The organism is Actinoplanes sp. NPDC051537 (assembly GCF_055586105.1).
Genome location: NZ_JBVJIU010000013.1, coordinates 228,226 through 242,442, shown reverse-complemented (window position 1 = coordinate 242,442; position 14,217 = coordinate 228,226). Strand labels below are relative to the sequence as shown.

Genomic DNA, 14,217 nt, shown 5'->3' with positions numbered 1-14,217 from the left:
ACCGGGCGGGGAACCGGTGGGCTGGGCGCTGGGCGCGGGACCGGCGGGCTGGGTGCCTGGCGGGGGATCGGCCGGTTCGGGCTTCCGCGGAATCGCGGCATCACCGGACGCGGCGTCGGCCTCTCGGTCGGGGCCATCGTGCTTGTCTTCGGCGGGTTCCGGTTCGGCTACCCGGATCTGGCGCTGCTCGGGACGGTCGGGCTGGTCGCGGTGGTCTGCGGTATCGGCTTTGCGCTCTGGCGGCCCCGGCTCGGGGTCGGGCGGGTCGCCGAGCCGGATCGGGTCGCGCGGGGTGAGCCGGCTCGGATGACGCTTACCGTTCGTAACACCAGCCGGGTGCGGGCGGCCAACCTTGTCGCCATCGATCGGTGTGGCGGGGCGAGCGTGCCGGTTCCGTTGCTGCGGCTGCGGCCGGGGCGGGACACGACCGTGGACTATCCGGTCCCGACGAGCCGGCGCGGGGTGGTGGCGATCGGGCCGCTGCGGGTCACCCGGGGCGATCCGCTCGGGCTGATCCGGCTGGCCCGGACCTATGGGGGCGTTGCCGAAGTGTGGGTGCATCCGCGCATCCACCTGTTGCGGGCGGTTCCGGCGGGGATCTCGCGCAGCCTCGACGGGCGGATCGACAAGGTGCCGCACGGGACGATCACGTTCGACTCGTTGCGGGAGTACGTGGTGGGGGACGAGCTTCGCCGCGTGCACTGGCGCAGCTCGGCCAAGGTCGGCGAGCTCATGGTGCGCGAGCAGCTCGACACGTCGGAGCCGACGATCGTGGTGCTGCTCGACGATCGGGCATTGGCTCATCCCGAGGTGCGCGACGGGACGGCGGAGTCGTTCGAGGCCGCGTGCGAGGCGGCGGCGTCGATCGTGGCCGCGGCCGCGCGGGAGGATCTGCCGGTCGGGCTGCATCTGGTCACCGACGTGGCGACGGGGCCCTATCTGGACGTGCTGACCCGGGCCACGCTGCGGGACGGGGATCTCGCGGCGACGCTGCGTCGGCTGCGGGCCCAGCGGCTGGGGGACACGCTGGTCTTTCTCACGGGACCGGGCGGGCGCCACGATCTCGGCGCGGTGAGTGGGCTGCGCGGGCCCTATTCGGTGGTGCTGGCGGGGCTGTTCGGCGATCGGGATGCGGCGCCGGTCTCGGCGGGGGACGGCCTCATCGTCATCGAGGCCGAGAGCGGGCAGGAGTTCGCGGCGGCCTGGGACGGGGTCCGCGGATGGTGAGCGGGCGCGCCGGCGACGGGGTGGGCGGGCGCTCGGCCGACCGGGTGAGCGGACGCTCGGGCGACGGGGTGGGCGGGCGCGCGGGCGACGGGGTGGGCGGGCGCGCGGCTGACCGGGTGAGCGTGCGCGCGGGCGACGGGGTGGGCGGGCGCGCGGGCGACGGGGTGGGCGGGCGCTCGGCTGACCGGGTGAGCGGGCGCGCGGGCGACGGGGCTCGCGGATGGTGAGGTGGGGGCGCTCGCTCGTCGTCGCGGCGGTGCTGGTTGGGATGATCACGCTGTCGGGGGCGGTGCTGGGGCGGATCTTCGCGGATCACCTGCTCGTGTGGCTCGTGCTGGGGGCGGCTGCCGGGTCGGTCGGGCTGAGTCTGGCGCTGCGCCGGCTGCCGAACTGGACGGTTGCCCCGGTTTCGGCGGTGCTGCTCGCGGCGTACACGGGAATCGTCTTGTCGTTTGTCGCCGGTCGCGCCGGAGTGGCGGGACCGGTTGCCCAGATTGTCCGGGATTCGCTGGTGAACGGGATTCCGCGGCTGCTCACCGCCATGATCCCGGTGGAGCCGACGCCGGACACGGTGGTGGTGCCGGTGATCGCGGCCTGGCTCGCGGGGCTGGCGGGCGCGGAAGTTGCGGTGCGGGCGGGGCGGGTGCTGCTCGGGCTGGCGCCGGCGGTGGCGCTCTTCGCGGGGGCGCTCTACGTGGTCGGTCCCAACGCGGAGACCGCGGGCTGGACCACGCTGGCCTTCGCGGGATGCGCCATCGCGGCACTGGCCATCAGCACATCAAAGGACGAAACTTCGGAAATGTCCGGAAGGGGCCGCGGGCGGGGAGCAGGGCCGGCGGGTGCGGCCGAGAGCAGCGGGGCGGCGGCGGGATTGGCTGTGCGCGGGCGGACGGCGGCGGGATTGGCCGTGCGCGCTCGGGCGATGGCGGGAGCGGCCGGGGGATTGGCGGTGGTCCTGGTCGGTGCGGCGGCGATCGCACCCTGGGTAGGCGGGCAGGTCAGCGCGGCCCCCGTGGACCCGCGACGCTACGTGCAGCCTCCGCAGGTCGACAGCCTCGATGAGAGCCCCCTCAACCGGATCTCGGGCTGGGCTCTGGCGCCCGAGCAGCATCTATTCGATCTTGCCGGCGTGCAGGGACAGAAGGGCAAGACCGTGCGGCTTCGGCTGGCGGTACTTCCGGACTACGACGGGATCACCTGGCGGGTGGGGGCGACCTACCGCAACGCGGGGCGGGTGCTTCCGCAGCAGCCGCGGCTGGCGGATGCGGCGATTTCGGAGGTACGGCAACAGATCACCATCGACGGACTGACCGGCCGGCTCATGCCCGTCGTGCCGACGCCGACCGAGGTCACGGGGGCGCGCGTGGCGTTCGACGCCGCCACCGGCACGCTGATTCGGCCCGAGCAGCTGGCCACCGGCGTGAAATATGACGTCGTCTCCGAGGTGCAGACGCCCGATTTGAACCTGCTCACCACCGCGGACTCGCCGTCCGGGGATGCGGTCGCGCGCTATCTGGCGGTCGGGGCGGGGGTGCCCGATTCGATCCAGCGGCTCGCCGACCAGCTGGCCGACGGCAACGGCGCCGCCTATGACCGGGCCTCGGCGATCGAGCAGTTTCTGGCCGAGCATTATCGGAAGGTCGCCGACGCGCCGAGCGGTCACGCGTACCCCAATCTCGCCTTTTTCCTGTTCGGGCCTCGTGATCAGGGTGGGCAGCGGGGGACGTCGGAGCAGTTCGCCGCGTCGTTTGCGCTGCTCGCGCGGCTGACCGGGCTGCCGAGCCGGGTGGTGGTCGGCTTCGACGCGCCGGCCGCGGGCGGGACGGTCACCGGCGGTGACGCGATCGCCTGGCCGGAGGTGCTGTTCGACGGGCTCGGGTGGGTGGCGTTCGACCCGATGCCCAAGAGCAAGAACCCGCGCCCGGTCGAGGAGGACTTCACGCCGAAGCCGACCAAACCGCCGTCGCCGCCTTCGGAGCCGCCCACGCCGAGTGATTCCGCGTCGTCGGCGCCGCCGGCGGTTCTGGCGGCGGGCGACGGGGGCGGGCCGGGCGCGGCGGTGGTGGCCGGCGGAGCGTCGGGGTCGCTGCTGCTGGTGCTCGCGGCGGCCGCGTTGACGCTGGTCACGATGCGTCGCGCGCTGAGCCGTCGCCGTCTCGCGGCGGGCTCGCCCGACGACCGCATCACGGGCGCCTGGTCGGAGCTGAGGGACGCGTTGCGCTTGGCGGGCCGGCCGATGCCGTCCTACCTGGCGGCTTCCGAGGCGGCGGCGTACGCGGTAAAGCCCGCCCCACCGCGACCAGCCCGCCTGCGCAAGGCCGTCCCCGCGCCCGCTGTATCGGGGCCGCCCGAAACGTTGCCGCCGCTGGACGACCTGGTCGCCGGCATCAACACGGTCGGGTTCGCGCCGGGCGCGGCCGACGCCGGTCAGGCCGACCGGGCTGGGCGACAGGCCGTCGCCTATGCGGATGCCCTGCGCGCGCGGCGCTCGTGGTGGCGGCGGGTGTGGTGGAGTGTGCGTCCGGGTCCGCTGCGCTGGAACCGAGAGGGCTGAGCCGGCGGCGTCCAGGTGGGGCGGGAGGTCGGCGGCGGGGAGGTCAGCGGGGTCGGCGCGCTGTCGGCGGCGCGGATGCGAGCGGGCGGGCGAGCGGGCGAGCGGGCCGCTACTGGTCGGCGAGGGCTCGGGGGAGCTCCCGCCGGGAGACGATTCCGAGCTTGGCGAAGATCTTGCGGAGGTGCCATTCGACGGTTCGGGCGCTGAGGAACAGGTCCTCGCCTATCTCGGCGTTGGTCTGGCCGGTGGCGGCGCGCTGGGCGATGGCCTGCTCCTGTGAGGTCAGCGCGCTGGGGGAGCGGGTGACGGGAATCTGGGTCGGCTCGCCGGCGGCGGCCAGCTCCTGGGCGGCTCGCTCGGCGAAACCCTCGGCGCCGGTGGTGCGGAACGCCTCGTGCGCTACCCGCAGCTCCTGCCGCGCCTCGGCCCGGCGGTTGGCCCGGCGTAACCACTCGCCGAAGAGCAGCCGCGCCCGATAGCCGTCGATCGCCGTCTCCGTCGTCGCCAGCTGGGAAAGAGCTTCCCGGAAGCGGTCCTCCGCCTGCGCGGGCGGGCCGGCCAGCGCATCCGCCAGCGCCTGCGTCCCGAGCGCCCACGGTGTGGCCGCCGCCGATGTGTGCACGGCCAGGCGGGTGCGCGCCGACGCGGCGACCGCGGCCTCCCCGGCGTGCGTTGCGGCGATGACCAGCTCGGCCAGGGACCAGCCGTGCAGCGACAAATCGGCGTGACGACCGGCCTCCAGGGCCGCCTCCATCGCCAGGCGGTGGTTGCCCAAGCCGTTGTGCAGCAGCGCCTTCGTGTGGTGGGCCAAGGTGTACAGGCGGCCGTTCTCGTGGGCCGTCGCCTCGCGCAAGCGGGCCTCGATCAGGTCCAGGGCCGGCTGTTCGTGGCCTCGGTAGGCGGCCAGCGTCAACTGCGTTGCCTGCTGTACCGAGCCGCCGGTGGCCAGGATCAGGGCGTCCACCTCGTCCTGCAGCAGCGCGGCGTCGGCCAGGCGGCCGGCGTAGAGGAGGCTGCCGGCTCGGATGGCCAGCGCCGTCGGGAGCAGGGACAGGGTGCCGGTCTCGCGGGCGTAGCGGGTGGCCTCCTCGCTGGTGCGGCTGAGGAAGTCCATCCGATATTGCTCGTGGGCCACGAAGGCGGCCAGCCACAACAGCTTCGCGTCGGCCGGCGTCCACGCGTCCAGCGCGCGGCTCAGATGCGGCGCGGCCACCGCCGGGCCGTCCAGGGCCCACGCGACCAGGCCGGTCAGCAGCAGGTCGGGGAATGTGGCGCCGACCGGCAGCTCGCGGGCCGCCGTGGCCGCCCGGCGCAGGTCGTCGGGGCCGAAGCGGCCGGCGTAGATGGCGGCGCCGACCGCCGACAGGTACGTGTCGCGGGCCGCGGCCGGGTCCAGGGAACGCAACCGGGTCGCGGCCGCCAGCAGCGGCGGTCCCGCCTCCCGGCCGTACGTCGTCGCGAACGTCACCTGCGCCCGCAACCGCTCGACCCGGGCCCGGTCGAGCATGCTCATCGAGCCGACCTCGGCCGTCGCCAGCAGGTCGGGGACCAGCGCGAACGAGCCGGCGTCGAAGCGGGCCCGGGCCGCCGACACCATCAGGGCGCTGCGCCGGGCGGGATCGCGGGACAGTGTCGCCGCCCGTTCCAGGAACGCCGCCGCCGCCGATCGGCCGCCGCGCGCCAGGGCCCGGTCGGCCGAGCGTTCCAGCTCGTCGGCGACCTCGTCGTCGGGGCCGACGGCGGCGTGCGCCCGGTGCCAGGCGCGGCGGTCGGGGTCGCGGGCCGGATCGGTGGCGGCGGCGAGCGCCGCGTGGACGGCCCGCAGCTCGGCCGCCGAACCGGAGCGCCACGCCGCCGAGCGGACGAGCGGATGGGGAAAGCGCACGACGGCGCCGATCTCGACGAGGCCGTCGATCTCCGCCCGTACGGCCGCATCGGGATCGACGCCCAGATGGCCGAGCGCCCGGCGCAGCAGGAGCGCGTCGCCGACCGGTTCGACGGCGGCGGTCAGCAGCACCGTCCGCGTATCGGCCGGGAGCGCCCCGATCCGCCTTCGGAAGCCCTCCTCGACCCGCCCGGCAACGGGCCGGGAGCCGGTCCCGCCGAAGCCGAACGCCAGCTCGGCGGGAGACAGCCCCCGGGTCAGCTCCAACAACGCCAGGGGATTGCCGCCGGTCTCGGCCACGATCCGGTCCCGTACCCGCGGATCGACCGGGCCGGTCAGCACCGCGTCGAGCAACGCCCGCGCCTCGGCCTCGGGCAGGCCCTCCACCGGCAGCGACGGGAGCCCGGCGAAGCGCTGCGGGTCGCGCGAGCCGAACACCAGCGCCACCGACTCGGCGTCCAGCCGTCGGGCCACGAAGGTCAGGATCAGCGCCGAGAGCCGGTCGAGCCACTGCACGTCGTCGATCACGCAGATCAGCGGCTCGGTCGCGGCCGCCTCGGCCAGCAGCCGCAGCGTGGCCATGCCCATCATCATCAGGTCGGGGGTGTCGCCGGCGGCCAGGCCGAAGACGACCCGCAGCGCCTCCCGCTGCGGCGGCGGCAGCCGGTCGATCTCGCCCAGCAGCGGCGCGCACAGCTGCTGGAGGGCGGAGCAGGCGATCTCCGACTCGGTCTCGACGCCGGCCGCCCGCAGCACCCGGCCGAAGGTCGCGCGGTCGGTGAGGTGGTTCAGCAGCGCGGTCTTCCCGGCGCCGGCCTCGCCGTGCAGCACCAGGACCCGGCTGCGCCCGCCCTTGACGTCGCGCAGCAGCTGATCGAGCACGTCCTGCTCGCGTCGTCGTCCGCGCAGCTCTTCCACGGGTGAAAGTTTCCCTCAGGGCAAGCACCGGGCACCACCCGCATTACCACCCGTGGTTGGTACCGGCCGGAAGCGGTCGAGCCGATCCTTTGGTCATGACTTCGAGCAACGCCACCGAGCTTCTCATCGGCCTCCTCGTCATCGCGTACATCTGCTCCAAGCAGCTCCGCTGGCGCCCGGTCGATCCCGCCCGGATGTGGAAGCTGCCGCTGATCCTCGGCGCCGCAGGCGTTCTCTCGCTGGCCCGGCAGACCGTGGCCATCCACCCGGTCGACGTCGTGATCCTCGGCCTCTCCGCCGTGTTCGCGCTGATCTCCGGCACGCTGATGGGCCGCATCGCCCGGTTCCGGCCCTCGCCCACCGATCCGCGCTTCATGGAGAGCCGCACCGGCTGGCTCGGCATCGCCATCTGGGGCGGCCTCATCGCGGTCCGCATCGCGCTCGACGTGGCCGGCCACCGGATGGGTTCCGATCTCGCCGTCTCGACCGGCTCGATCCTGCTGGTGCTCGCGCTCAACCGGGCCGCCAGCGCGGTGGTCGTCTCGGCGCGCCAGCCCCGCCGAACGCTCGCGATGGCCGGAAGATAGATCCGTGTTCCTCACTCCGACACGTCGCGCCTGGACCGTGGTGCTCAACCTGATCGGCCTCGTCTTCGTGGCGATCGACCTGACGCAGCGGTCCCTGGGCGACGTGCCGGCGCCGATGATGGTGGCGGCCTGGGCGGCCTGGTCACTCTGGGTGGTGGAGATCCTCCTTCCCGAGACGTGGGTACGCCCGAGAGCAGCCCTGGCCCTCGGCATGATCGCCGGGGGCTCGCTCGCCGGGGCGGCGACCCACGCGGTCGCGTTCGTCCCCGCCGTCATCGGCATCCTGATCGTCACCGGCACGCCCGCCATCCCGGTCCGCGTCGTCGTCGCCGCCTGCGCCGGATCGCTGGCCCTGATCGGCCTCGGCCTGCTGATCGACCCCGCCGACCGCGGCGCCGCGCTCAGCGTCGTGTCGCTGCTGCTCATCTGCGCGCTGGGTGGGCTCAGCCGCCGGCAGTACCGGGTCTCCGAGGCCCAGTCGCTGGCCCTGCTCGAGGAACGCGTCGCCGTCGAGCAGGAGCGCGCCCAGGTCGCCGCCCTCACCGAACGGTCCCGCATCGCCCGCGACCTGCACGACGTGCTCGCCCACTCGCTCGGCGGCCTGGTGATCCAGCTCGAGGCGGTCGACGCGCTGCTCGAGTCCGGCCGCGCCGGCGAGGCCCGCGACCGGGTGCAGTCGGCCCGCAAGCTCGCCGTCTCCGGCCTCAACGAGGCCAAGCAGGCGGTCAGCGCCCTGCACGAGCCGGACGAGCCGCTCTCGCGGGTGGTGGCCGCGCTGGCCGAGACGCACCGGTCGATCGGCGGTCAGGTGGCCGTGCGCGGCGACGCCGACCGGGGCACGCTGGCCGCCGCGGGCCGCACCGCCGTCCGCCGGGCCGTGCAGGAACTGCTGACCAACGCCCGCCGGCACGCGCCGGGCGCGCCGACCACGCTCGATCTGGACTGGGACGACGACATGCTGACGATCACCGCCGCCACTCCCGCCGGTTCCCGCCCGGCCGGCGTCTCGCCCGGCGGCGGCCACGGCCTGGCCGGGATGCGCGAGCGGGTGGCCGAGGCGGGCGGCACGATGACGGTGCGGGAGGGACCACCCTTCGAGGTGGTGCTGCGGCTTCCGGGGGAGCTCGCGGCATGATCCGGGTCCTTGTCGCGGACGATCAGGCGACCGTACGCGATGGTCTCGTCACCCTGCTGGAGCTGGCGGACGGGGTCGAGGTCGTCGGGGCGGCGGCCGACGGCGAGGAGGCGGTACGGCTGACGCTCGAGCTGCGTCCGGACGTCGTTCTCATGGACCTGCGCATGCCCCGGCTCGACGGCGCCGGCGCCACCGCCAAGATCGCCGCCTCGGCGCCCGGGACGGCGGTGCTGGTGCTGACCACCTACGCCGACGACGAGTCCCTGGCCGGGGCCCTGCGCGCCGGCGCCCGCGGCTACCTGACCAAGGACGCCGGCCGGGCCGAGCTCGCCGCCGCCGTCCGCTCGGTCGCCTCCGGGCAGGCCACGTTCGCCAAGGAGATCGCCGAGCGGCTCGTGCAAGGCTTCACCGACGCGGCGCCCCGCCCCGGCCTGCGCGAACGGTTCCCGGCGCTGACCGCACGCGAGGCCGACGTGCTCGAGGCCATCACGCTCGGCCACAACAACGCCCGGATCGCCGCCGACCTGTTCCTGAGCGTCGCCACCGTGAAGAGCTACGTCAACTCCATCTTCGCCAAGCTCGGCGCCCGCGACCGGGCCCACGCGGCGGCGATAGCGTCGGGTCGCTCCGCGTGAGGCCGGTCGCCAGCATGCCGGAGAGGCCGCGCATCGCCTCGTACAACCGCTTCCTGGCCTCGGCTTTCTCCATGCCCAGCAGCTCCGCCGCCTCGCCGACCGTCCGGCCGCCGAAGTACGTCGCGACGATGATCTCCCGATGGCGGGCCGGGAGGTTGCGCAGCATCTCCAGGGGCGGGGCGGCGTGTGTGGTCGGCATCCTTGGCACTCTGGTCATCGGCCGGCCCCCACTCCAGTGCGCACCTGCGGGGTAGTCGCGTCATCATCTTGCGTGACGCAGATCAACACACCCGGGCGGCGCCGCCGCAGTACGTTGACGACGTGCCGTTGAAGACTGAGTTGACCAGTGCCGACCTCGCCGAGATCCGGCGCTCCGCCCTGGGCGCGGCCGACCCGCTCGGCGTCGCCGCCGACCTGGCCGACGCCGCCGACGCCGGGCGGCTCGCCGACCCGGATGACGCCGGTTACGCGCTCGCCCTCGCCGCCGAGATCGCCGAGAGCCGGGCCAAGCTCGATGCCGCGCTCCGCTACGCCGACCGGGCCGTCGCCGCCTACGCCGAGCGCGACGACAGCCAGGCCGGGGCCGCCCACGCGCTGCGGGCCCGCATCCTGTTCCGGGCCGGCCGCGGGGACGAGGCGATGGCCGAGCTCGAGCCGCTGCGCCCGGCCCTGACCCGCTACCCGGACGCGGCGGCGTACGTCAGCGCCGCCCTGGCGGCCGGTGGGCGTAACCGGGTCGCCGAGGAGTGGCTGACCGAGGCCGTACGGGAAACGGTCGCCGAACGCGGCGGAACCGATCCGGCCTCCGCCGAGGACGCCGGGTTGCTGTTCTTCCTGCTCCAGCAGCGGCACCGCCTTCGTCACGCGCTCGGCCTGCAGCACGACACCCACGACAACCTGGCCGAGCGCCTCGAGACCCGGCTGGCCGCCCCCGCCGCCGCGCCCGCCGGCGACCTGCTGTTCTGGCCGCGGCCCGAGTTCGATCGCCTGCTCGCCCAGTGGCCCTCGCTGAGCAGCGAGTACGGCGAGAACTGGGACGAGCACCGCGCCCGCCTGGAGACCGAGCTGGTCCGCTCCAGCCGGGCCATGTACCGCGGCTCGGTCGACGGGCTGACCGGCTTCGCCGGCGCCGACGGCGACCCCACCGATCCGAAGACCCGCTCCGGTTACGTGCAGCGCGTGGCCACCGGCGCCGACCGGATCCCGTGGCCGCCGGAGCGCAACGGCTCCTGCTGGTGCGGCTCCGGCCTCAAGTACAAGAAGTGCTGCCTGCCGCGGTCGCGCTGATCTGCGCCTGACCTCAGCCCAGTGTGACGCTGGCGGCCCGCAGCTCGTCCAGGGCCGCCAGCGCACAGGGCGCGAGATCGCCCTCGGTCCACGCCGCGTAACCCCGCTTGAACGCGAGCAGCCCCAGCTCGGCCGCCAGCGCCGCGGTCGCGTCCGGCACGCCCCGCCCGGCCAGCGCGCTCGTCATCGCCGCCGCCATGCCGACGCTCTTGAGCGCGTCCCGCTCCCGCAGCTCGGCGCTGGCCGCCACCGCCGCCTTGAGCCGGGGCCCGAGCTCGCGGTTCACCGGACCCATCGCGCTCGACGCCCGCTCGAGACCGGCCGCCACCGCCTCGAGCGGGGTCGCGCCCGGCGGCGCCTCGGCGATCCCCTCGGCCAGCAGCCGGCTCAGCGTCTCCTGCCCCGCGACCAGCAGCTCGCGCTTGTCGGGGAAGTGCCGGAAGAACGTGCTCTTGGTGACCCCGGCCCGCTCGGCGATCTGCGCGACGGTCGTGGCGTCGTACCCCTGCTCGGTGAACAGCTTGACGGCGGCCACGACCAGCCGTTCGCGCGCGCCGGGTTCCCAGCGGCACCGGCCTGATCGGCTCCGCGGTCGTCGCCGAGCTGCTCAGCCACGGCCACACCGTGCGGGCGCTGGCCCGCTCCGACGCCTCCGCGGCGGCCGCGACGGCGGCCGGCGCCACCCCCGTCCGCGGCGGCCTCGCCGACCTCGACGTCCTGCGCGCCGCCGCGGCCAACGCCGACGGCGTGATCCACCTGGCCTTCGGCAACGACTTCAGCAGCCCCGAGGCCCTCGCCCGGTCGGTCGCCGAGGAGAGCGCCGCCATCGCCGCCCTCGGCGAGACCCTGATCGGCACCGGCCGCCCGTTCGTCACTGTCGCCGGCACGCCGTGGGTGCCCGGCCGCCCCTCGACCGAGGACGACCCCGCCCCCACCGACGGGCCGGTCGGCGGCCGCGGCCGGGCCGTCAACGGCGCCCTGGCGCTCGCCTCCCGCGGCGTCCGCAGCTCGGCCGTCCGCATGCCCCGCACGGTCCACCACCACGGCGACGGCGGCTTCGCCGGCCTGCTGACCCGGATCGCCCGCCGCAGCGGCGTCTCCGGTTACCCCGGCGACGGCACCCAGCGCTGGCCCGCCGTCCACGCCCGGGACGCCGCCGTCCTCTTCCGGCTGGCCCTGGAGCAGGCGCCGGCCGGCACGTCCTGGCACGCGGTGGCCGACGAGGGCGACGCCGTGCGCGACATCGCCGCCGTCATCGGCCGCCGCCTGGGCCTGCCGGTCGAGCCGGTGCCGGCCGAGACGTACGGCCCGCTCGGCCCGATCTTCGCCGCCGACCAGCCCGCGTCGAGCGCCCACACGCGCGACGTCCTCGGCTGGAAGCCGGTGCATCCGAGCCTGCTCGAAGACCTGGAGAACATCCGGCCCTGACCCGTTCCCGGCATTCCGGGGACAGAGGCGCCGCCCGTGAGGAGACTGGCTTTCCTCAGAGTCGCGGCGAGGTCATCGGCGTTGTCGTCATCCGTATCGGTCGATCCGTGCTGGATCGGGCGCACCGAGACCACGAGCGGGCGCGTCGCCGGCTTCCGATCGGATGACGAGACGTTCCCCTGGTTCCGCGCCCGCGCCGCGGCCGAGCCGGCCGAGCGGTTCTCTTGCGCCGCCGGGTTGACGCCGCTGCCCGGCGATTCCGATCTCGCCACCATCGAGCTTGTCTCGGCGAACTGCGAACTGCGAACTGCGAACTGCGAACTGCGACCTCGGCCCGCGCCGCTTCGGCCGGCTCGGCGACTCCGCCGGCGTACCGCGATGCTCGCACGCTCCGGGCTGCCGACCCGAGCCTCGCGAGTGCGCCGCAGCAGTAGGTCAGCCGGCCCGGCCGGGCTCGGTCGCCGGGTAGCGGTCGAGCATCGCGCGCACCTCGGCAGCGTCGGTGTTGGCGCCGAACAGCTCGGTGCCGGGCTGCATGCGCACGCCCTCGGCCAGCGGGCCGGCAACCACCGGGTCGAAGCCCAGCGCGTCGACGAAGGCGGCGACCGCGGCCACGTCGGAGGGGTCGTCGCCGGCGATGGCGATGGCCCGCCGCCCGGCCGCGCCGGCCGGGCGGGCGCCCTCCTCCAGGTCGTGGTAGCCCATGTGGTTGAAGGCCTTCACGACCCGGGAGCCGGGCAGGAACTCCTGCACGATCTCGCTGGAGGTCGTGCGCGGGTCGGTGAGGTCGTCGCGGACGCCGTCGACCTCCCACCAGTAGTTCATGGCGTCGGCCACGAGCTTGCCGCGCAGCGCCTCGACCGGGATGCTGCGGTACTTGCCCAGCGGCAGCGCCAGCACCACGATGTCGGCCTCACCGGCCGCCTCGGCCGCGGTCACGGCGGTGGCGCCGGGCGCGAGGATCTCCACGATCAGGGAGATCTTCGAGGGCGCGCCCGGGCCGGCGACGAGCACGCGGTAGCCCGCCGCCACGGCGAGCCGGGCCAGCACGGTACCGACCTTGCCGGCGCCGAGAATGCCGATCGTGGTGGTCAACTCAACCCTCCAGGATGTCGCGGACCATCGGCGCCACCTTGGCGCCGAACAGCTCGACCGCCCGGGTGCGGGCGCTCACCGGCTGGGCGCCGGCGGTGTAGATGAGGTCGAAGCGGCCGACGCCGAGCGTCTGGACGGCCCCGGCGATCTTACGGGCCACCGTCTCGGGCGAGCCGATGTAGAGGGAGCCGTGCGCCACCTCGGCGTCGAACTCCGCGCGGCGCAGCGGCGGCCAGCCGCGCAGCGCGCCGATCCGGTCCCGGATCACCTTGTACGCCGGGTAGAACAGCTCCCGGGCCTCCTCGTCGGTGTCGGCGACGAAGCCGGGCGAGTGCATGCCGACCGGGTGCGCGACGGTGCCGAGCTGGTCGGCGGCGCGCCGGTACAGGTCGAGGTAGGGGGCGAACCGGTCGGGCGAGCCGCCGATGATCGCGAGCATGAGCGGCAGGCCGTACCGGGCGGTGCGGACCACCGACTGCGGGGAGCCGCCGACGCCGACCCACGTGCTCAGGCCGTTCTCGGTCTTCGGGAACACGTCGGCGTTCTCGAGCGCGGGCCGCATCGTGCCGGTCCAGGTGACCGGCTTCTCGTCGAGCAGCTTCACGAACAGGTCGAGCTTCTCCTCGAACAGCGTGTCGTAGTCGGCCAGGTCGTAGCCGAACAGCGGGAACGACTCGGTGAACGATCCGCGGCCGAGGATGGTCTCGGCGCGGCCGTTCGACAGGGCGTCGACGGTGGCGAAGCGCTGGAAGACGCGTACCGGATCGTCGGAGCTCAGCACCGTCACGCCGGACGCGAGCCGGATGCGCTTGGTGCGGGTGGCGATGCCGGCCAGCACCGTCTCCGGGGTGGAGATCGAGTACTCGGGGCGGTGGTGCTCGCCGAGGGCGATCACGTCGACGCCGAGCTCGTCGGCGAGCACGGCCTCGTCCACGACCTGCCGGATCGCGGCGGCCTGGGAGATCGGGGCCCCGGAGTCGCCGACCGGCACGTCGCCGAAGGTGTCGAGACCGAGCACGAGATCAATCATGACTGTCCTCCTGTAATTGACACGTCAATCATACGATTGCCACGTCAAACAAGGAAGGCCCGGCGTTTATGCCAGGAAGGGCACGCCGGCATACCCGAGGGCCTCGAGGTACGTGTCGTCGCCGCCGGTCTGGTTGTTGAGCTCGAGCGACACCATGCCGTGCGCCACGGCCCACAGGTGCAGGGCGACCCGCTCCTCGTCACCGGAGGCGAAGACGCCGGCGGCCTGACAGCGGGCGACGCCCTCGACCAGGGGCCGGTAGGTCAGGTCGGCGGCGGCCCGGTCCGCGTCGGCCGGCGTGAAGCCGGGGGCGATCCGGCCGAACATCAGCCCGTAAAGGTGGGGGCTGGCCAGCGCGGCCGCCCGGTAGGCCAGGCCGAGCGCGATCACGTCGGCCAGCGGGTCGTCGGTGGCGGGCACGGCGGCCAGGGCGTCG

13 protein-coding genes are annotated in these 14,217 nt (G+C 74.5%); 7 read left to right on the top strand and 6 right to left on the bottom strand.

Translation table 11 applies throughout. The features are described from left to right. Window positions 1-99 precede the first annotated feature (99 nt). Both ACZ6TB_RS30840 and ACZ6TB_RS30835 read left to right on the top strand, forming a co-directional pair. A complete protein-coding gene (locus tag ACZ6TB_RS30840) occupies window positions 100-1,227 on the top strand; it encodes a DUF58 domain-containing protein (RefSeq protein WP_465560102.1) in 1,128 nt (375 codons plus the stop codon). Window positions 1,228-1,495: 268 nt separating this feature from the next. Then, on the top strand, window positions 1,496-3,781 hold the full coding sequence (locus ACZ6TB_RS30835) for a transglutaminase TgpA family protein (RefSeq protein WP_465559913.1): 2,286 nt from the start codon (window positions 1,496-1,498) through the stop codon (window positions 3,779-3,781). Between the two features lie 109 nt (window positions 3,782-3,890). On the opposite strand, the gene ACZ6TB_RS30830 is transcribed toward ACZ6TB_RS30835, so the two are convergent. Beyond that, complete coding sequence (locus tag ACZ6TB_RS30830) at window positions 3,891-6,584, bottom strand: helix-turn-helix transcriptional regulator (protein ID WP_465559910.1); 2,694 nt, start codon at window positions 6,582-6,584, stop codon at window positions 3,891-3,893. Between the two features lie 95 nt (window positions 6,585-6,679). On the opposite strand from ACZ6TB_RS30830, the gene ACZ6TB_RS30825 reads away from it, so the two are divergent. Genes ACZ6TB_RS30825 through ACZ6TB_RS30815 form a run of 3 tightly spaced genes read left to right on the top strand, consistent with a single transcriptional unit; the run spans window position 6,680 to window position 8,941 of the window. After that, window positions 6,680-7,171: a hypothetical protein gene (locus tag ACZ6TB_RS30825; protein ID WP_465559908.1), complete on the top strand. Its 492-nt coding sequence runs from the start codon at window positions 6,680-6,682 to the stop codon at window positions 7,169-7,171. Between the two features lie 4 nt (window positions 7,172-7,175). Further along, window positions 7,176-8,306 carry a sensor histidine kinase gene (locus ACZ6TB_RS30820; protein ID WP_465559905.1) on the top strand — a complete coding sequence of 377 codons (1,131 nt, stop codon included), beginning with the start codon at window positions 7,176-7,178 and terminating at the stop codon, window positions 8,304-8,306. Further along, on the top strand, window positions 8,303-8,941 hold the full coding sequence (locus ACZ6TB_RS30815; RefSeq protein ID WP_465559902.1) for a response regulator transcription factor: 639 nt from the start codon (window positions 8,303-8,305) through the stop codon (window positions 8,939-8,941). Before ACZ6TB_RS30820 ends, ACZ6TB_RS30815 begins: the two co-directional genes overlap by 4 nt. Here ACZ6TB_RS30815 and ACZ6TB_RS30810 read toward each other — a convergent pair. Then, a complete protein-coding gene (locus ACZ6TB_RS30810) occupies window positions 8,865-9,107 on the bottom strand; it encodes a sigma factor-like helix-turn-helix DNA-binding protein (protein WP_465560099.1) in 243 nt (80 codons plus the stop codon). The genes ACZ6TB_RS30815 and ACZ6TB_RS30810 overlap by 77 nt on opposite strands. A gap of 155 nt (window positions 9,108-9,262) precedes the next feature. On the opposite strand from ACZ6TB_RS30810, the gene ACZ6TB_RS30805 reads away from it, so the two are divergent. Continuing rightward, the gene (locus ACZ6TB_RS30805; RefSeq protein WP_465559900.1) at window positions 9,263-10,228 is read left to right on the top strand and encodes an SEC-C domain-containing protein; all 966 of its coding nucleotides are present in this window, start codon (window positions 9,263-9,265) and stop codon (window positions 10,226-10,228) included. A 13-nt stretch (window positions 10,229-10,241) separates the two neighbouring features. Here ACZ6TB_RS30805 and ACZ6TB_RS30800 read toward each other — a convergent pair whose 3' ends face one another. Further along, entirely contained in the window at window positions 10,242-10,763 is a 522-nt protein-coding gene (locus ACZ6TB_RS30800) for a TetR/AcrR family transcriptional regulator (protein ID WP_465559897.1), read from the bottom strand. Between the two features lie 89 nt (window positions 10,764-10,852). On the opposite strand from ACZ6TB_RS30800, the gene ACZ6TB_RS30795 reads away from it, so the two are divergent. Then, window positions 10,853-11,656: a Rossmann-fold NAD(P)-binding domain-containing protein gene (locus tag ACZ6TB_RS30795; protein WP_465559894.1), complete on the top strand. Its 804-nt coding sequence runs from the start codon at window positions 10,853-10,855 to the stop codon at window positions 11,654-11,656. A 435-nt stretch (window positions 11,657-12,091) separates the two neighbouring features. Here the strand turns inward: ACZ6TB_RS30795 and ACZ6TB_RS30790 are convergent, their stop codons facing one another. The 3 genes from ACZ6TB_RS30790 to ACZ6TB_RS30780 form a co-directional block, all read right to left on the bottom strand. Further along, window positions 12,092-12,751, bottom strand: a complete 660-nt coding sequence (locus tag ACZ6TB_RS30790) for an NADPH-dependent F420 reductase (RefSeq protein WP_465559891.1) — start codon at window positions 12,749-12,751, stop codon at window positions 12,092-12,094. 1 nt (window position 12,752) lies between these two features. After that, the gene (locus ACZ6TB_RS30785) at window positions 12,753-13,781 is read right to left on the bottom strand and encodes an LLM class flavin-dependent oxidoreductase (RefSeq protein WP_465559888.1); all 1,029 of its coding nucleotides are present in this window, start codon (window positions 13,779-13,781) and stop codon (window positions 12,753-12,755) included. Window positions 13,782-13,847: 66 nt separating this feature from the next. Next, the gene (locus tag ACZ6TB_RS30780; protein ID WP_465559885.1) at window positions 13,848-14,201 is read right to left on the bottom strand and encodes a TetR-like C-terminal domain-containing protein; all 354 of its coding nucleotides are present in this window, start codon (window positions 14,199-14,201) and stop codon (window positions 13,848-13,850) included. Window positions 14,202-14,217 lie beyond the last annotated feature (16 nt).